Annotated in this window: 20 protein-coding genes; 5 read left to right on the plus strand and 15 right to left on the minus strand. The window is 59.0% G+C overall.

Going from position 1 to position 17,980, the window contains the following annotated elements; translation table 11 throughout:
- Window positions 1-114 precede the first annotated feature (114 nt).
- The 4 genes from LSG25_RS20230 (at window position 115) to LSG25_RS20245 (ending at window position 4,190) form a co-directional block, all read left to right on the plus strand.
- The gene (locus tag LSG25_RS20230) at window positions 115-1,101 is read left to right on the plus strand and encodes a tripartite tricarboxylate transporter substrate binding protein (protein ID WP_232742660.1); all 987 of its coding nucleotides are present in this window, start codon (window positions 115-117) and stop codon (window positions 1,099-1,101) included.
- 31 nt (window positions 1,102-1,132) lie between these two features.
- Window positions 1,133-1,843: a class II aldolase/adducin family protein gene (locus LSG25_RS20235; protein WP_232742661.1), complete on the plus strand. Its 711-nt coding sequence runs from the start codon at window positions 1,133-1,135 to the stop codon at window positions 1,841-1,843.
- Window positions 1,844-1,948: 105 nt separating this feature from the next.
- Complete coding sequence (locus LSG25_RS20240) at window positions 1,949-3,100, plus strand: YbfB/YjiJ family MFS transporter (protein WP_232742662.1); 1,152 nt, start codon at window positions 1,949-1,951, stop codon at window positions 3,098-3,100.
- 19 nt (window positions 3,101-3,119) lie between these two features.
- Window positions 3,120-4,190 (plus strand): nitronate monooxygenase family protein, encoded by a 1,071-nt coding sequence (locus LSG25_RS20245; RefSeq protein ID WP_232742663.1) that lies wholly within the window; start codon window positions 3,120-3,122, stop codon window positions 4,188-4,190.
- Between the two features lie 22 nt (window positions 4,191-4,212).
- On the opposite strand, the gene LSG25_RS20250 is transcribed toward LSG25_RS20245, so the two are convergent.
- The 4 genes from LSG25_RS20250 to LSG25_RS20265 form a co-directional block, all read right to left on the minus strand.
- Complete coding sequence (locus LSG25_RS20250; RefSeq protein WP_232742664.1) at window positions 4,213-4,641, minus strand: VOC family protein; 429 nt, start codon at window positions 4,639-4,641, stop codon at window positions 4,213-4,215.
- Window positions 4,642-4,737: 96 nt separating this feature from the next.
- The gene (locus LSG25_RS20255) at window positions 4,738-6,480 is read right to left on the minus strand and encodes an IlvD/Edd family dehydratase (RefSeq protein WP_232742665.1); all 1,743 of its coding nucleotides are present in this window, start codon (window positions 6,478-6,480) and stop codon (window positions 4,738-4,740) included.
- 75 nt (window positions 6,481-6,555) lie between these two features.
- Window positions 6,556-7,449 carry a DMT family transporter gene (locus tag LSG25_RS20260; RefSeq protein WP_232742666.1) on the minus strand — a complete coding sequence of 298 codons (894 nt, stop codon included), beginning with the start codon at window positions 7,447-7,449 and terminating at the stop codon, window positions 6,556-6,558.
- Window positions 7,446-8,366 (minus strand): bifunctional helix-turn-helix transcriptional regulator/GNAT family N-acetyltransferase, encoded by a 921-nt coding sequence (locus LSG25_RS20265; protein WP_232742667.1) that lies wholly within the window; start codon window positions 8,364-8,366, stop codon window positions 7,446-7,448. The genes LSG25_RS20260 and LSG25_RS20265 overlap by 4 nt, the downstream gene beginning before the upstream one ends.
- A 128-nt stretch (window positions 8,367-8,494) precedes the next feature.
- Between LSG25_RS20265 and LSG25_RS20270 the strand changes: the two genes are divergently transcribed.
- Window positions 8,495-9,448 (plus strand): 2-hydroxyacid dehydrogenase, encoded by a 954-nt coding sequence (locus LSG25_RS20270; protein ID WP_232742668.1) that lies wholly within the window; start codon window positions 8,495-8,497, stop codon window positions 9,446-9,448.
- 47 nt (window positions 9,449-9,495) lie between these two features.
- Here LSG25_RS20270 and LSG25_RS20275 read toward each other — a convergent pair whose 3' ends face one another.
- From LSG25_RS20275 to ybgC, 11 genes are all read right to left on the minus strand, one after another.
- Complete coding sequence (locus tag LSG25_RS20275; RefSeq protein ID WP_232742669.1) at window positions 9,496-9,939, minus strand: PaaI family thioesterase; 444 nt, start codon at window positions 9,937-9,939, stop codon at window positions 9,496-9,498.
- Window positions 9,940-9,974: 35 nt separating this feature from the next.
- Window positions 9,975-10,790 (minus strand): alpha/beta fold hydrolase, encoded by an 816-nt coding sequence (locus LSG25_RS20280; RefSeq protein ID WP_232742670.1) that lies wholly within the window; start codon window positions 10,788-10,790, stop codon window positions 9,975-9,977.
- 8 nt (window positions 10,791-10,798) lie between these two features.
- A complete protein-coding gene (locus LSG25_RS20285; RefSeq protein ID WP_232742671.1) occupies window positions 10,799-11,611 on the minus strand; it encodes an ABC transporter ATP-binding protein in 813 nt (270 codons plus the stop codon).
- 3 nt (window positions 11,612-11,614) lie between these two features.
- The gene (locus LSG25_RS20290) at window positions 11,615-12,667 is read right to left on the minus strand and encodes an iron ABC transporter permease (RefSeq protein WP_232742672.1); all 1,053 of its coding nucleotides are present in this window, start codon (window positions 12,665-12,667) and stop codon (window positions 11,615-11,617) included.
- Window positions 12,667-13,353: a tol-pal system protein YbgF gene (gene ybgF, locus LSG25_RS20295; protein WP_232742673.1), complete on the minus strand. Its 687-nt coding sequence runs from the start codon at window positions 13,351-13,353 to the stop codon at window positions 12,667-12,669. The genes LSG25_RS20290 and ybgF overlap by 1 nt, the downstream gene beginning before the upstream one ends.
- A 75-nt stretch (window positions 13,354-13,428) precedes the next feature.
- The gene (pal, locus tag LSG25_RS20300) at window positions 13,429-13,923 is read right to left on the minus strand and encodes a peptidoglycan-associated lipoprotein Pal (RefSeq protein ID WP_232742674.1); all 495 of its coding nucleotides are present in this window, start codon (window positions 13,921-13,923) and stop codon (window positions 13,429-13,431) included.
- Window positions 13,924-13,956: 33 nt separating this feature from the next.
- The gene (gene tolB / locus LSG25_RS20305) at window positions 13,957-15,267 is read right to left on the minus strand and encodes a Tol-Pal system beta propeller repeat protein TolB (protein WP_232742675.1); all 1,311 of its coding nucleotides are present in this window, start codon (window positions 15,265-15,267) and stop codon (window positions 13,957-13,959) included.
- Between the two features lie 15 nt (window positions 15,268-15,282).
- Window positions 15,283-16,392: a cell envelope integrity protein TolA gene (gene tolA, locus LSG25_RS20310; RefSeq protein WP_232742676.1), complete on the minus strand. Its 1,110-nt coding sequence runs from the start codon at window positions 16,390-16,392 to the stop codon at window positions 15,283-15,285.
- A 35-nt stretch (window positions 16,393-16,427) separates the two neighbouring features.
- Window positions 16,428-16,877: a protein TolR gene (tolR, locus tag LSG25_RS20315; protein ID WP_232742677.1), complete on the minus strand. Its 450-nt coding sequence runs from the start codon at window positions 16,875-16,877 to the stop codon at window positions 16,428-16,430.
- Entirely contained in the window at window positions 16,877-17,551 is a 675-nt protein-coding gene (gene tolQ / locus LSG25_RS20320) for a protein TolQ (protein ID WP_232742678.1), read from the minus strand. Before tolQ ends, tolR begins: the two co-directional genes overlap by 1 nt.
- 2 nt (window positions 17,552-17,553) lie before the next feature.
- Window positions 17,554-17,979 carry a tol-pal system-associated acyl-CoA thioesterase gene (gene ybgC / locus LSG25_RS20325; protein ID WP_232742679.1) on the minus strand — a complete coding sequence of 142 codons (426 nt, stop codon included), beginning with the start codon at window positions 17,977-17,979 and terminating at the stop codon, window positions 17,554-17,556.
- Window position 17,980: the final 1 nt, after the last annotated feature.

Genomic DNA, 17,980 nt, shown 5'->3' on the forward strand with positions numbered 1-17,980 from the left:
CAGATGCTGCTATAGAAGCAGCCATGCGTAGCGGCGGCATTTTGCCCGTCGGCCAATTTCATATTGGCGGTATCCATCCATACGCAAGAATAAACCTGTCCGGAGACAACCATAATGAATACAAGACTTGCCTTGAAACTGGGGGTGACAGCACTTCTGGGAATGCTGCCGTGGATTGCGATGAATGCCCGTGCCGACACGTATCCCAGTCATTCGATGACGATAGTCGTCCCGTTCTCGGCGGGCGGCGGCGCCGATATCGTCGCGCGGCTCTTGGCGCAGGAATTGTCCAAGAATTTGGGTAATGCATCCATCATCGTCGATAACAAGGCCGGCGCATCCGGAAATATCGGCGCCAATTATGTGGCGCGGGCCAAGCCGGACGGATATACCCTGCTGCTGACCAACAGCACCATGACGATCAATGGCAGCCTCGGCTTCACGCAGGGCTACGACGTCAAGAAGAGCCTGGAGCCTATTGCAAACCTGGTGTCCACGCCCATTGCCCTGGCGGTGAACAGCAAACTGCCGGTGAAAAGCGTGGCCGATCTGGTGGCGTATGCAAAGCAGCATAAAGGCAGCTTGAGCTACTCTTCTTGCGGAACCGGAACTCCACAGCACTTCGCCGGTGCCGATTTCAATTTGCTGGCGGGGCTGGACATTCTGCATGTGCCATATAAAGGGTGCGCGCCAGCCGTGAACGATGGCTTGAGCAATCAGGTGCCGATCTTGTTCAGCACGATTCCCAATGTGGCGCCGCATGCCGAGGCGGGGCAGCTGCGGATGCTTGGCGTTGCCTCGAAGAACCGGCTGTCGTTCATGAATGACGTGCCCGCCATTGCAGAGACACCGCCGTTTTCAGATATGGACATATCGGTGTGGTTCGGCTTGTTTGCGCCGGCAGGCCTGCCGGAGGACGTCCGCCAGAAACTTGAGTCGGCGGTATTGACCACCATGAAAGAGAAGAAGCTTCAGGGCGAATATAAAGACCGCTATTACGAGGTCGATGTCCTGAACTCCAAGGATTTTGCCAAACGGGTCGATAACGATTTGGCCACCTACAAGAAGCTGGCTGATCAATCGCACATTTCGCTGAAATAACACTTTATAAAGATTCAAGGAAAGCACGGCCATGAGCAATGAGCTGCAATTCGGTGTGGAAGACCTGGTGTTTGCAAATCGCATTCTTGCGAAATATGGCGTGCTTGACGGCTTTGGGCATGTCAGCATGCGCAATCCCGATAAGCCGGAACATTATTTTTTGTCGCGTTCCCTGGCGCCTGAATTGGTTGCGCAAAATGACATTATTGAATATGACCTCGACTCCGTGGCGGTAAACGGCGATTCGAGAAGACCGTATCTTGAACGTTTTATTCACGGAGAAATCTATAAGCAGCGGCCGGATGTACAGGCGGTAGTGCACAGCCATTCGCCCTCGGTCATTCCATTCGCCGCGTCCAGCGTACGCCTGCGCCCTATTTATCACATGGCGGGCTTTCTCACCGGCGGTGCGCCGGTATTCGATATCAAGAGCAAATTCGGTTGCACGGATTTGCTGGTCACCTGCGCCGAACATGGGGCCGAGTTGGCGAAAATCCTTGATGGATCCAGTGTTTCCCTGATGCGCGGCCACGGTTTTGTTGCTGTTGGCGGCGACGTGTCGGTTGCGGTGTATCGTGCCATCTATACGGAATTGAATGCCTCCCTGCAAGAGAAGGCGATCAATCTCGGTGGAGAAATCATTTATCTGGATGAGCAGGAAGGGCAAAATGCGGATGCCACGATCCGGGGCGTTATGCACAGGCCGTGGGAACTCTGGAAGCAAAAGGTGGGCGCCTTGTAGTTCGCTCCAGCTTGTGTCATGTTTGTGCGACAGAAGGGCTGCGGTTTCGCAGCCCTTCCTGCATTCGTTATACGAAAATCAATAAAGCGGCTAGCATAAGGCCTCATGAATACTTTGAATAGACCTCCCACACCGATTGCTGCAACCTTGATCGCCGCGCTCGGACTTGCGTCCGCGATGGGTATAGGGCGCTTTGCGTTTACACCCTTGCTGCCCCTGATGCAGCAGAGCTTCGGCCTGACCCTGCGGCAGGGCGCCTGGCTGGCAAGCGCAAACTATATTGGGTACCTTCTGGGAGCGCTCGTCAGTCTGATTTTCAATCCGGCGCCGGGCCGTGCGGCGCGGCTCAGCCTTCTCTGGATCGCGGTGCTGACGATTGCCACCGGGTTGACACACATGTTCGAGGCGTGGGTAGTACTGCGTCTGCTTACCGGCGTGGCAAGCGCCTATGCCCTGATCGGCATTTCGTCGTGGGTATTGAATGTGCTTTCGCAACAACCCTCGACTTTTTATGGCTGGGTCTTTGCCGGAGTCGGCCTGGGGATGATACTTGCCGGGTTTACCGGTCTGGCGGCCGGTGTCTGGCATCAATCTCCCGACCATGCATGGCTCGCCATGGGTGTCTTTGCGGTTGCGGTGTTGGTCCTGGCGTGGCGTCCGCTCAATTGGGGGGCAGGCGCGCCGCGTGCCGTGGCGGCGCACACGGCCCAACGCATGGGTGTCGAGGGTTGGAAAATTACTTTTTGCTATGGCGCTTTTGGCTTTGGCTACATCATTCCGGCCACATTCCTGCCGGCGTTTGCACGCCAGTTGATCAGCGATCCGTCCGTGTTCGGTTGGGTTTGGCCGGTATTTGGGGCGGCCGCGGCCCTCTCGACCATAATCTCCGCCTATCTATTCAAACAGGCATTGCCGCGAAATGTATGGGCATACAGCCTTGTCGTGACGGCCGTCGGAGTTCTGGCGCCCGCCCTGTACCCCTGCCTGGCGACGGTCGTGATCAGCACCTTCTGTGTGGGCGGCACCTTCATGGTGGTGACGATGGCGGGCCTGCGCGAGGCGCGCTTGGTGGCAGGCGCCGACGCTTCAAGGCTGATCGCCGCCATGACTACTGCTTTCGCCGTCGGGCAATTGCTGGGGCCTTTGACAATTCCGCCCGGCACATTGCAAGAATCGATTTTCTACCCCAGTGTGGGGGCGGCTTGCCTGTTGCTGGCCGCCGCAATTACATTATTGCGGCGTCGTTCCACTACATAATCAGTGAAAAAGGATTCCGATGAGCACCGTACGCACTCGCGCCGATCTGTTTTGTAAACGTTATGGGCTGGGCCTGCCCATTTTGCTGGCGCCGATGGCGGGCGCATGTCCGCCGTCGCTGTCGATCGCGGTGGCCGATGCGGGCGGGCTGGGTTCTTGCGGCGTGTTGTTGATGCAGGCGGCCGACATCGCCGCCTGGGTGGCAGAATTTCGCGCGCATACCCAGGGCGTGTTCCAGCTCAATCTGTGGATACCCGATCCCAAGCCGGTGCGCGATGCGCGGCACGAAGCCTCGATTCGCGAGTTCCTTTCCGCTTGGGGGCCGGCTGTGCCCGCGGATGCCGCCGACGCGTCGCCGCCCGATTTTTCCGCTCAGTGCGAAGCCATGCTCGAGGCCAGGCCGCCTATCGTTTCCTCGATCATGGGCCTGTATCCGGCCGAATTCGTCAAAGAGCTCAAGGCCCGGGGCATCGCCTGGTTTGCCGTTGTGTCCACCGTGGCCGAGGCCAGAGCGGCGGAAGCCGCCGGGGCGGACGTGGTGGTTGCCCAGGGCATGGAAGCGGGAGGGCACAGGGGGTGTTTCGATGCCAGCCAGGCCGAGATACAGCAGGTAGGCTTGTTTTCCCTGCTGCCCGCGGTTGTGGACGCGGTGAAGATACCTGTTGTCGCCACGGGCGGCATCGCCGATTCGCGAGGCGTTGCGGCGGCACTGACGCTGGGGGCGAGCGCGGTACAGATCGGCACGGGTTTTTTACGCTGCCCCGAAGCCAAGCTTAATCCGGCCTGGGCCAGGGCCCTGGCCGATGCGGCACCGGAAGGCACCGTCGTAACCCGTTCGTTCAGCGGCCGGGCCGGCCGCAGCATTGCTACCGATTATGTGCGGGCGGCGAGCGCCGCCACGGCCCCGGTTCCGGCGCCTTATCCGGTGCAGCGCGGCCTGACGGCGGCCATGCGCAAGGCGGCCCAGCAAAGCGGCGACATACAAAGAATGCAGGCGTGGGCGGGGCAATCCGCGGGCATGGCTTCGGATCGGCCGGCGCGCGAGCTTGCCCGCTCGCTTTGGGATGATGCGCAGCTATGGCTGCCTTGACGGCTTTTCGCCGGGCGCGCTGCTACATTTCCTGCGGGGCGGCCATTTCCCAGGCGGGCCCTTTGAGCTCCACGAGATTGCCATCCGGGTCGTTGATATAGAGGGAAGGCCCTTCGCCTTGGGCTCCGTAGCGGGATACGGGGTCTCCTACCTGGACATCGTGCCGCCGCAGATGCGCCTGTATTGCTTTGGCATCGAAAGGCGCTATGCTTAAACAGAAGTGATCGAGATTGCGCGCTTCCCGGCCAGGCGCGGCGCCGCCCTCGCGGCCCAGTATGCCGTCGATGGTGATCAGGTCGATCAGCGAATTGCCGGCGCGGATCTGATACAGCCCCAGGTCGTCCCGGATGCGGTCCATTGAACAGCCCAACGCGTTCAGATAGAAACTCAGCATGGCTTGAAGGTTCGAAACGCGCAGCACGATGTGGTCGATGTGTTGGATTTTGAACATGATGTCTCTCGCTAGAGTACTTTCTGTTCATGAAGCCGGCCCGGCAAACGCAACTTGCAAGAATCGGTTCCGTGGCAGAGGTGTGTGAGGCCTGATTTATTTGGGTGTTGATCCTTTGATATGCGCGGCTCGCAGAAAATCGAAATCCACACCTTTGTCGGCCTGGGTGACTGAATCCAGAAACAGCTTTTGATATCCTCGTTCGGCGGTGGGGGGGGTAACAGGCTTTTCTTTCATGCGTTTTTGCAATTCGGCGCTGGAAACCAGCAGGGAGATTTCCCGGTTCTTTACGCTCAGCCGGATCCGGTCGCCATTCCGGACGTATGCCAGCGGGCCGCCGATGGCCGATTCGGGGGTGACATGTAAAACAATCGTGCCGAATGCGGTGCCGCTCATGCGGCCGTCGGAGATTCGCACGATATCCTTGACGCCTAGAACGGCCAGTTTTTTGGGAATCGGGATGTAGCCGGCTTCCGGCATGCCCGGGGCACCTTTGGGCCCAATGTTCTTCAGGACCAGGATATCGTCTTCCTTCACGTCCAGATCGTCGGAGTCGATTCTGTTAGCCAGGTCTGCGGCGTTTTCAAATACGACAGCCCTGCCTTCGTGCTCCATCAGTTTCGGATGCGCTGCCGACTGCTTGATAATGGCGCCATCCGGGGCCAGATTGCCTTCAAGTACGGCAATCCCGCCTTGCGGGTAAATGGGGTCTTTGATGGTTTTCACCACGTTTTGTGCAAACCCGGCGCCCGCGAGCTCCATTTCCTCGCCCAGGGTTCGCCCGGTGACGGTCAGGGCATCCAGCTTGAGCAAGGGCTTTAGCTCGCGCAGCAAGGTGGCCATGCCGCCGGCCTTGTGGAAGTCTTCCATATAGTGTTGGCCGGACGGTTTCAGATCCAGCAGAACGGGCGTGTCGCGTCCCATACGATCCAGTGCCTTGAGGTCGATATCCAGCCCCAGGCGGCCGGCTATTGCAGTCAAGTGCACGATGCCGTTGGTGGAGCCACCGATGGCAAGCAGCACGCGCATGGCATTTTCAAATGCGTCGGCCGTCAGTATTTTGTCGATTGTAAGGCGTTTTATGGCAATCTGTACGGCCTGGGCGCCTGTCAGTTCGGCTATGCGCATTCTGTCGGCCGTTACCGCCGGAGGCGAAGCCCCGCCGGGAACGGTCATGCCCAGGGCTTCGGCGATGCAGGCCATGGTGCTGGCCGTCCCCATGACCGAGCAGGTGCCGACGCTGGCTACCAGTTGGTCGTTAACCTCGGCAACTTCCACGTCATCGATTTCCTGGGCTCGGTATTTGCCCCAGTATCGGCGGCAGTCGGTACAGGCCCCAACACGCTCGGAACGATGCGAGCCGGTCAGCATGGACCCGGTAATGAGTTGAATCGCCGGTATGCCGGCCGAGGCCGCGCCCATTAGCTGGGCAGGCACGGTTTTGTCGCAGCCGCCTATCAGCACGACGGCATCCATGGGCTGCGCCCGGATCATTTCCTCGGTATCCATCGACATCAGGTTGCGCAGATACATGCTGGTTGGAAATGAAAAGCTTTCATGGATGGATATGGTCGGGAAATCCATGGGCAAGCCGCCCGCCAGCATGATGCCGCGCTTGACGGCCTCCATCAGTTGCGGAGCATTGCCGTGGCAGGGGTTATAGGCGCTGCCGGTATTGGCTATGCCGATGACGGGCCGGTCCAGCGCCGTATTGGTGTAGCCCGCGCCCTTGATGAAAGCCTTTCTCAAGAAAAGCGAGAAGGCGTTATCGCCATAGCTGGTCAGGCCTTTGTTCAAACCGGTGGCGTCGACATTGGGTGTGGCTGATTTCTTGGGCATGGCCTGTTTCTTTGTTCCGCTGTTCGCTGGGATTACTGTCTTCATTTTTAGACAAGGCCTGGATAAATGCAATATTTAATTGATCCGGGCCGGCCTGCGGGCTTGCATGCGTTGCACCAGCAGCAGCCCCGACACGACCAGCGCAATGGAAAGGCACAAGGTCCAGGATGGCAGGTGTTGCTCTATCGGCAATTCGATCAGTGCGGCGGTAACCGGCCCCAGTGCCTGGAAAGCCACGACGCGGCTGGCCTCGATGCGGCCGAGTGCCCACAGCCAGAGATAATAGCCAAGCCCGCTGGCGAAACCCATGAATACGACATTCAGCCACTGGACGAGGTTCAGCGGCGGCCAAAGCGCCTGGCCCGTGGATAGGCAGGCGACGGCCAGAAACACTACAGAAGAGAACATTGCGATTCCGCTTGTGGGCAGGGCGGGATAGCGCTTCAGATAGGGCCGGTACAGCACGCTGCAGCTTGCGCCGACGATGGTTGCGCCGATGATCGCGGCGGGCGATGTCCAGCCTGTGCCACCGCCCGCGGCCAGGGACGAGGGGTTGAGAGAAACCGCCACCCCGGTAATCGCCAGCAGGATGCCGATTGTTTTGGTGCCATCCAGGGTTTCCTGGCGCAGCGCCAGTGCAAGACACATAGTGACCAGGGGCATGGTCGAGAAAATCAGCGCGCACAGCCCCGCCGACAGCGATTCGAGTGCATAGTTCACCAGCACGATCAGCACGGCGAACTGCAGGATTCCCAGCGCTGCGATGGCCACAATATCCTTGGCCGTATATTTGGGCCAGCGAATGCCGAGCAGGGGTATGAGCAGAAAGGCCAGGCCTATCAGATAGCGTAAAAACGCCAGCGTTACCGGAGACACGGCAGGAGCGACGACTCGGGTGGCGACCATTGCGGCGCCAACGAGCACGCCCGTGGCCGCGGCGGCGCCCAGCGCGAGCCGGTATGCATTCACAGAAGGAGCTCCCAGGTTTCGCCGACCAGGTCTTTGCCGAAACTATGGTGCGGTTCTTCTTCGACCAGCTTGAAGCCGGCGTTCTGATAGATGCGGCGTGCGCCGATCAGGATGCTGTTGGTCCAGAGCACCAGTTTCCGGTAGCCCAACTGCCTGGCATGTCGGATGCACTCTTCCACCAGGCGCTTGCCGATGCCCAGGCCGCGGGCTCCGGGCTCCACGTACAGCAGTCGCAGTTTTGCAGTATCTGCCGTATGCCGCACCAGAAACACCGAACCGACGACCGCGCCGTTCTTTTCGGCAATCCAGCTGCGCTCCCATGCGGGGTTGAAATATCTGATGTACTTGGCGATGACTTCCGCCACCAGTGCTTCGAAATCGGTATTCCAGCCGTATTCCTGAGCGTATAGGGCTCCGTGCCGGTGAATGACCCAACCCATGTCGCCCGCTTGCGGTTCTCGCAGCAGATAGGTTTGGCTGGGCTTGCCCAGCAAGCCTTCGATCTGGTGCATGGCGTCGACCAGTTGCTGTTGCTCGGCTTGTGTAAGCTGTTCCAGCATGGCTGCCACCTCTTGGTGCGAGGCCTTGTCCAAGGGCTCGAAGCTGGCACGGCCCTGGCGAGTCAGGGCAAGCAGAGAGGCTCGCGCATCGGTTTTGGAACGTGTTTTCTCGATGAGCCCGCGTTTTTCGAAGCCTGCGATGACACGGCTGAGATAGCCGGCATTCAAGCCCAGTTCGTTCACCAGATCGGTTGTTGTCAGCTTGGCTCGATGAGCCAGCTCGTAAAGAATCCGGACTTCGGTCAGGGAGAACTTGCTGTCCAGCAGATGCTCGCGCAGCACGCCGATCTGGCGGGTGTAGAAACGGTTGAAGCGGCGGACCGTTTCGGCCCGATCTGCGAGTTGCCTGGCGTCCATTTTGATTTCTCCCAAAATTTGCTAGAAGCAATTATATATGTGCTTTTAGCAATTAAAAAATGGCTGTGCGTAGAATATACGGAGTGTTTTATGATCTTACTTATTCGCAATCAGGCCAGGCTCAGGACATGTCGCAAAAAATACCCCTATTGGTGCTCGTTCCGCTTCAAACGATATACCGGGATCAGGTTTCCCAGGCTTACGACATGGTGTATGCGCCGGACAAGGCCGCACGCAACGAGGCCATTGCCCGGGACGGGGCGCGTATTCGGGGGGTGCTGACCATAGGAACGATTGGGTTGACCGGCCAGGAGATGCAGGCCATGCCGGAGCTGGAGATCGTTTGCTCGCTGGGCGTGGGTTACGAAAATATCGATATTTCCGCGGCGCGGCAGCGGGGAATTACTATTGCCAACGGCGCCGGTACTAACGATGCCTGTGTTGCCGATCATGCATTCGGCCTGCTCATTGCGGCGGTGCGCGGCATCGTAACACTGGACCATGCCGTTCGCAGCGGGATGTTCCGCGATGCTTTGCCCGCCTACTCACCTACCGTGGCGAACAAGCGCCTGGGTATTGTGGGCCTGGGCATGATAGGGCGGCAACTCGCCAAGAGGGCAGCCGGATTCGACATGGAGGTGGGCTATCACAGCCGCAGCCGGCGCGACGATGTGGCCTATGCGTACTTCGATAGCGTTCAGGACCTGGCCAAATGGTGCGATTTTCTGATTGTTGCCACACCGGGGGGGCCTGCTACGCGGCATCTCATCAATACGCCGGTGCTCGACGCTCTTGGACCGCAAGGCGTGCTGGTCAATGTCTCGCGGGGCAGCGTGGTGGATACCGAGGCGCTGGCCGCGGCCTTGCGCCGTGGCAGCGTTGCTGCGGCAGGCCTGGATGTGTACGAGAGCGAACCCTTGGCGCCGGAATCCTTGATCGATCTGCCCAATGTGGTGCTGACTCCTCATGTGGGAGGGCGTTCACCTGAAGCCATGCAGGCCTCGCTTGATCGGTTTCTGGAAAACATCGGCGGCCATTTTGCGAATCGCGGGGTGGTTTCACCGGTCCTGGCCGAAGGCTGATCTAAGCAAACAGCACGCTAGCGTGGCAAAGGGCTGCGGGGATGGGGTCAGGCCGCGGGCGATGTGTTGCGGGGCAAGGCCCAGGTGCTTACGACCTGGGCAACCGGGTCGCCGCCGTCGGCCGGCTCCAGCAATACTTCTCCGGCGGTGAGCTTGCCGATTTTCAGCAGGCGGGCGTGGGCCAGCACGTCGCCCGCCGGTGTTTTGCGCAGAAAATTGATGGTCAGGCTGGCTGTGACCGCTTCGGCATTGCCGCTGGCACCCACCACTGCGGCATAAAGCGCCAGGTCCGCCAGGCCCATGAGCATGGGGCCTGCCACGATGCCGCCCAGACGCTGGTTGGAGCTGCGTGCCGGCAGCCGCAATAGCGCGGTGCCGTAGCCGATTTCCAGCACCTCTATTTCCAGCTGTGCGGCAAAAGGGTGCTGTTGCTCGAGCAGTTTATTGAACTGGGCAACAGTAATTCTGGGTGTGGCAGCGGCGGAATTCATGGCAGTCCGATCAATGTTTTTCAGCATAGGGGGTGTTATGAGCGTGCATTCAGAAACTGCAGCACTCGTTCGTTGAACGCTTTGGGGTTGGCAAGATTCATGCCGTGAGCAGCCAGCGGAATGGTCGCCCTTTCGGCGCCTGGCAAAGCCTGCTGCAGAATGTCCAGGCGCTGGCCATAACGGGCGGGGCTGTTTGCGCCGCCCAGCAACAGCACCGGGCAGCTCAGCTTGCGGACCCGCTCCAGGCGAAAGCTCTGGTCGATTTCGTGGATTTGCGACAGCAGGGTGCCGGCATTGTCTTTGACCATGGTTTTGAACCAGCTGACCATTTGGCGCCAGGTGCCGGCACCATTTACCGTGTCGACGAATTCGGCCAAGGCACCGTCAAGATCGCCCGTCTTGAGCTTTTGCACTACATCGAGCTGAAAGGATTGCAGCACGGGTTCTTGTTCGAAGCGGAACCCGGGGTCGGCCAGAGTAAGGGAGCGTGCCAGTTCAGGAGCCGTGCACGCCAGTTCAAGGGCCACATGCGCGCCGCGCGAGTGGCCCAGTATGTGTACGGGCCCCTCCGTCTGTTGCAAGCGTATGAATTCGATCAGGTCCTGCGCATGTCGAGCGACACCGAAGGCTGGATTGTCGTCGGTAAAGGCCGAAGGCCAATAGCCGCGCAGGCTGGGTGCGAGCACCTGCCGTTGCTGGCTGAACGCAGGTATTTGCCAGCGCCAGTAGCGGTAATCGCACAAAGACCCGTGGATCAGCAGCACGGCCTGGCCGCTGCCCGCCATCGTATAGGCCATAGGGTAGTCCAGGCCAGGGGCAATGTATTGAGGTAGTGTGTCTGCGGTGGACATGAAGGGATTCAGATCTGTATCAGGTCGTCGACCAGCACACAGGGATACCCAAGACTGCAGGTTTCGATGCGTGCCCGGATCGAGAATGTTTTTGCGAGTATATCGGGATTGATCACGTCTTGCGGCGCTCCACTGGCCAACAGCGTTCCCTGTTTCATGAGCAGGGCGTAGTCGGCGTAGCGCAAGGCGATATTCAGATCGTGCAGCACCAGAATCGTCAACAGGCCTCGGGTGCGGGTCAGTCGCCGCAACAGATGCATGACGTGATGCTGGTAGTTCAGGTCGAGCGAGGCGAGGGGTTCGTCGAGCAGCAATACGGCAGGCTCGTGGATGAGCGCCTGGGCAAGACCGACCAGCTGTTTTTGCCCGCCAGACAATTCGTCCAGGTAGCGAGGACCCAGGGCGGCTATGCCCAGGTCGTGCAAGATTGCTTCCACGCTGGCGATGGCGTGGGCCGGACGCAGTCTTGCATGGCGATCCTGCCCACGCGCCTGGAGCGCAACCAGCAGCGCTTCAAGCACCGTCAAATGCACGTCGCCGGGCAAGGATTGCGGCAGGTAGCGAACATGCTCGGCGCGTTCGGTTGCTCCGAGAGTGTTCAAGTCGATCTTTCCCAGATCGAGTGCGGCCAGCGTCGCGGGCAGCAGGCCGGCAATGCTTTTCAGCAATGTGGATTTGCCGCTGCCATTGGGGCCCAGCAGGGCCACCAGGCTGCCCATGGGTAAATCGGGCATATCCAATTGCTCGAGTATTGTTTGCGAACCCAGGGTGGTTGAGACCCCGCGGATATGCAGCGTGCTGATCGAGGATTCCTGTGCCATGGCCTATTGCAGCACTTTCCTGCGCAATACCGCAATCAGGAAGAAAGGGATGCCGACCAGCGTGGTGACAATACCCACGGGAAGCACCGCGTCGGTGGCGAGAAGCTTCGATGCAATGGACGCGGCAATCAGAATGACACTGCCGGTCAGGGCGCTGGCGGGCAAGTACCAGCGATGGTCTTCACCCCAGAACCTGCGGGCAATGTGCGGCGCGATCAGCCCTATGAAGCCGATCACGCCCACCAGGGCAACCGCCAGGGCCGCCAGAATGCTGATGCGGATCAATGCGGCGCGCCGGACTTTTTGCGTGTCGACGCCAAAACTGGTGGCGCGTTCATCGCCGAAGCGCAAGGCGGTGAGTTGCCAGGATTGCCTTAGCGAATACAGAAAGACGATGGCCAGCACCAGGGACATGGCGCCCAGCCGCGGCCAGTCGGTGCGGGCCAGGCTTCCCATCATCCAGAAAATCAGATCCTGCAGCGCGGCGGCGCTGGCCGTGAATTGAACCAGGGACAGCAGGGCGTTGAAGGTAAAGACCAGCGCTATCCCGAACAGAACGATACCCGCCGTGCCTATGCGCGCCTTGCGTGCCACGAGATCCAGCAGATAGGCGCAGAACAGCGCAAAGACAAAGGCGTTGGCGGCCAGCACATACTGGTTTGGGACAAATGGCAGATTGAAATCGAAGACCAGGGCGAGAGAGGCTCCCAGGGCCGCCGCCGACGAGATGCCCAGAGTGAACGGGCTGGCAAGAGGATTGTTCAGTACGGTCTGCATTTCGGCGCCGGCCAGACCCAGCGCGGCGCCTATCACGATTGCCATCAAGGCCTGCGGCAGGCGAATTTGCCAGACAATAATCGCCATGGTGGGATCGGCGCCACGGGGGTTCAGCAGCACCCGCCCCAATACGTCGGCGCTCAGGCCGGCAGGACCCACCAGCACGTCGATACACAGCAAGCCGATCATGACCCCCAGCAGCAGGACTAAAAAGCCTTTCCTGCGGCGCCAGACGCTTTGATAGGCCCTGGAGTTGGCGCAGCCGGGGTCGTCGGGCATTATTGCAAGAGCTTGAGGCGGCTTTTAGCCGTGTCTGCCGCCGATGTATTGGGGTAGGACTTTACAATTTTCTGCAGAGTGGCTTTGGCGCCGGCCATGCTGTTGAGCTCGACCTGGCTGGCCGCTACGACGAGCAGGGCATCGGCGGCACGAGGGTCCTTGGGATCCGCTTGTACCAGGCCTTGCAGTTCCTGGATGGCGCCTTTGAAATTCTTGCTGGCATAAAAACTGCTGCCCTGATAGAACTTGGCTTCGGCAGACAGCTGGCTGTTAGGATAGTTTTGAAGAAAGCTGCCAAAGGCTGCTGCGGCCTCTTTGTATTTGCCGCTGCGAAACAGGCCCATGGGTTGGTCGAAAGCCGCTTGTTCCTGGGCGTTGTCGACCTGCGGGTGGTTGCCGCCCGATTGATCCTGGCCAGCACGCTTCTCCATGTCTTGTTGCCACTGCATTTTTTCGAGTTCTCCACGCATGGTGGTGACCTCGTGCTGCAGGGTTTCCAACTGGTCGGCAAGCTGCAGGCGCGCTTGCTGATTTTGATCGGTAATCTGCTTGATCTGCGCGCGCAGATCAAGAATGGCTCGACGCGCCTCGTCGTCGGCAAACGCATGGGCTGGAGCGGCCAGCGACGATATGGCAATCGTTGTGGCTAGCACGGCTGTGCGCAAGGACAAGGAATAAAAGCTCATATTGGGTTCCCGTTCAAATAAAAACGCCGCGGCGGGTTGCCGCCACGGCGCTGCTAGGACTGCCGCGGTTGGATATTAGCGTTGGTACACGATATCGGCGCGACGGTTTTCGGCGTAATCCGCTTCGGTATTGCCCAAGGCTTTGGGTTTTTCCTTACCGAAACTGATGGCTTCGATCTGATTGCTGTTGACGCCCAACAGGGTCATCATGCGAGCGACTGCGTCGGAGCGACGTTGGCCGAGGGCCAGATTGTATTCAGAGCTGCCGCGCGCATCCGCGTTGCCTTCAATGCGGATTTTCTGCTGGTTGTGGGCTGTCAGGTACTTCGAATGCATTTCAACCAGGCTGCGGTATTGATCGGCCACAACATAGCTGTTGAAGTCAAAATAGACCGAGCGTTGCTGGGCAAGAGGGCTTTGAGGGTTGAACGGGTCCATGATTTGCCCCGAATTGGCCGAACCGGACCCAGAACCGGCACCGGCGTTCTTGTCGAGAGGTACGGAGCTGCAGGCTGCCAATGAGGCAACCAATGCGGCGATAGTGAGGCTTTTGGCGATGCGCGAGCTCATTTAAGTTCCTTTGAAAAAGAGTCACACTGAAAATTAGTTGGTAAATGGTCCCCAGGTGGGTTCACGTACTTTCCCGTTGAGGGCGGATAGCGTTTGGCGCACACGCCCGTCAACGGAAACGACTGCTAAAACACTGCGACCACCTTGAACAGAACTATAAAGGATTTGCATGCTGTTCGGTGCAAAACTTGGGGACTGATCATCGGGTCCGTTGGTCAGCAATTGTTCAGATCCGCTTGCCATATTTTGCATTGCGATACGAAATGCCCCTCCCCGGCGGGTCACATATGCCAGGTTGTTTGCGTCGGGAGACATGTGAGGAGAAACGTTGTAGGTGCCATTGAAAGTGACGCGTTGGGCTTCACCGCCGCCGATCGCAACTTTGTAGATCTGGGGGCTGCCGCCGCGGTCGCTCGTGAAGACCAGGGAGCCTCCGTCGGGGGTGTACTGCGGTTCGGTGTCGATAAGTGGCGAGCGCATGACGCGGCGCAGGCCCGAGCCGTCTGGGTTGATGGTGTAAATTTGCGAAATACTGTCGCGCGACAGCACGATGGCCATCTGGCCGCCGCTGGGCGACCAGGCGGGTGCGCTGTTATTTCCCTTGAAGTTCGCAATGGGGAAACGCTGTCCTGTGGCCAGGGTCTGGATGTAGACGACCGGCTTGCCGGACTCAAAGCTGACGTAGGCCAGACGCTTTCCATCGGGGGACCAGGCGGGTGAAATGATGGACTGTTTGGAGCGCAGCATGACCTGTGGATTTTGGCCGTCGGCATCTGCAATTTGTAACTCATAATTGTTGCCCGTTTGCAACACATAGGCAATGCGCGTCGAGAACACGCCGCGCACGCCGGTGATCTTTTCGTAGATACGATCGGCGATCTGATGTGAGATTCGACGCAGCTCTTTTTCGGTGCCGGTGAAGGCAACTCCATCGAGCTGGCTTTTGCGCGCCGAATCGACCAGCCGGTAGCTGACGCTGTACTGTCCGCCGGATTGCGTGATGGATCCATAGGCAAGATAGTTGGCGCCGCGATTGCGCCACTGGTCGTAATCAATCGTGCTTTCGGTGTTCAGGTTGGCACCGGCGGCATTGATCAGTTGAAATTGCCCCGAGCGGCTCAGGTCGGCACGAATGACTTCGGCAACGGCCTGCCCTTGGGGGTTGCCCGCGAAGTCGGCGATGGCGATCGGGTACTGGGTTGCTCCGACCCCTGAAATGTCGACGCGCAATTGTGCATGGGCCGGTCGGATGGCGATAAGGCTGGTTACGAGCATAAGAAGCCCGCAAGCCCAGAATCGCCACAACCTGGTGAGGTCGGTTTTGGCTAGAGTGGCGGCTGTCATATCTGCAATCTCCTGTCATTCATACATGCGGTATTCGCCATCGATATACGAAGGGTACCTACCGGAAGGGGGTTTCGGGAATGGAGAACAATTCTGAATTCCCGTTGCGACGGCATGGTCAAAGCCCGTAATGCCCGAGGAACGCTGTATTTCCACTTTGGTAACCATACCTTGGGGATCGAGGCTGGCCCTATATTGTAACGTCGGGTTTGACCCGGCACGGGGCGGCACGGGATAGGCCACGCGCGGACGTATGCAAGCCCGCACTTTGGCCGCATAGCCGTTGTCGTTGCCGCCTCCGCCCGATTGGTTGCGATCGGCCGTGCCGCCCGGGATGCCGGCGGCGCCCAGCGCATCGCTGCGCATGGCCTTTCTGAGCGCATCCCGTTTGGCGGCGGCCGCTTTTTCAGCGGCTTTCTTGGCGGCTTGTTCCTTGGCTTTCTTGTCGGCAGCGGCTTTTTCCTGGGCGGCCTCTTCTGCGGCCGCTTTTTCGTCCGCGGCCTTTTTGGCAGCCTGTTCCTTGGCTTTTTTGTCGGCTACCGCCTTGTCGTGCGCGGCCTTTTCCCGGGCAGCCTTGTCGGCGGCGGCCTTTTCGGCGGCCTCTTTTTTGGCGGCGTCTTCTTTGGCCTTGGCCGTTTTTTCAGCAGCCGCCTTTTCAGCCGCGGCGGCTTTTTCGGCCGCAGCTTTTTCAGCGGCCAACTGGGCTGCCTTTTCCTTTTCTTTTTTCTCGCGTTCCTTGCGCGCCTTTTCCAGCGCGATTTCAGGATCGATTTCAGGCTTGGGCTCTGGCGCAGCCTTGACGGCGGCGGGCGGAGGCGTCGGCACCGGCGGGGTCGGTGGAACAGGCGTCGGGGGAGGAGTTTCCTTGGGCGCAGGCTTGGGCGGTGGGGTAGGTGTGTCGGGTGTGTCGGGTTCTGTATCGGGTTCGGCTGCCGTCGGCGTCGTGCCATTGGCCCATAACTCGATTTGAACCGGATTCGGGTTTTTTGGAGTAGCCAGGAACCCAAACAGCATCAGCAGGATCAGCAGGGCATGAATCGATACGGCGTACCCCAGACCACGACGCTCATCCTGTTCTTCGGGCGTTCTGAGTTTTACGGGGCGAGTAGGTTTTTTTTGCTTCATGGGTGGGGTGTATGTCCCTCGATCCTGGCTTCAAGCTATTTTTTAAGCGTGTTTGCGCCGGCGTTCTGATCGACGAGCAAACCTAATCGGGTGACACCGTTGGAGCGTAGCTGATCCATGACTTTCATTACCGACTCATAAGGGACCTTGCCATCGGCGGCAATGACCACCGGCGTTTCGGCAGTAAGCCGCGACTGCACTTCACTGACGAGACTCTCGCTGTTTATCTTCTCGAATTCCGCACCGGGCTCGCGTTTCCTCAGTGCAATGGAACCATCTTCGGAGATCTGCACCTCGAGAGGCGCGGCAGGGACTTCGGCAGCCTGTCCGACCGAGGGCAAATTGATGAGCCCAGGGGTAATCATGGGTGCCGTCACCATGAAGATAACCAGCAGCACCAGCATGACGTCGATATAAGGCACGACATTGATTTCGTTTTTCAGGCGCCGGCCCGAACGGCCGTTGCCGCCGCGGTTGGAGGGCATCAGCGCACCTGCCGTTGCAATATGTTAAGAAATTCGTCGATGAAACTGTCGAAACGGATGGACAGGCGATCGATTTCGTTCGTGTAGCGATTGTAGGCAATGACGGCTGGAATCGCCGCAAAGAGGCCGATGGCCGTGGCAATCAGTGCTTCGGCAATCCCCGGCGCAACCGCGGCCAGTGTGGCCTGTTGCATGGTCGACAGGCCTATGAATGCGTGCATGATCCCCCAGACTGTTCCGAGCAGCCCTATATAAGGACTTACCGACCCGGCCGAGGCCAGGAAGTTGAGGTGGGACTCGAGGCCATCCATTTCGCGCTGGTAGGTGGCGCGCATGGCGCGGCGAGGGCCGTCGAGCATGGATTCGCCGCCGCCGTTGCTGCGGCGCGCCTTGACGAATTCGGCCATGCCCGCATCGAAAATTCGGGCCAGGGAGCCATGTTCGGCGCGGCGGCTGGAAATAGCCTGCTGTAGAACGGACAGATCGCCGCCGGCCCAGAAATCGTCTTCAAAGCGGCGCGTTTGTTCGTTTGCGCGCTTGAGCGTGGCTCGCTTGCTGAAGATGTATGTCCATGACAAAACCGAAATAGCCAACAGGACCAGCATGACGAGCTGAACTGGAATACTGGCGTTGAGCAGTAAAGTAAGCAACGACATGTCGTTGGAGGCTTGCATAATTATTCCTGAACCTTTTCCAGAAGAGTTCTAAGTTCTTTAGTTAATGCGGCAGGGCGAAACGTATTCGTGTCCACGCAGCAGACTTGGATGGTACTTTCGCACAGCAGTTCCCCGCCGCACTCGGCATATTGCCGAAAATTGATCGAGGCGGGGCCAAGGCGAGTGATTTTACTGTGTACCGTGAGTAAATCGTCGAGTCGGGCTGGTTTGCGATATTGTATTTCAACTGTTTTGACCACGAACATTCGATGTTCGCGTTTGGCCAGTTCGGACTGGTCCACCCCCAGGCGGCGTAGCCATTCGGTGCGGCCTCTTTCGAGAAATTTTAGATAATTCGCGTAAAACACCACGCCTCCGGCGTCGGTGTCTTCGTAATATACGCGAATCTGCAGAGTAGAAAATTTATCAGGTGTTTCAGTGGACATG

It is taken from the genome of Paralcaligenes sp. KSB-10, from assembly GCF_021266465.1.
Lineage (GTDB): Bacteria > Pseudomonadota > Gammaproteobacteria > Burkholderiales > Burkholderiaceae_B.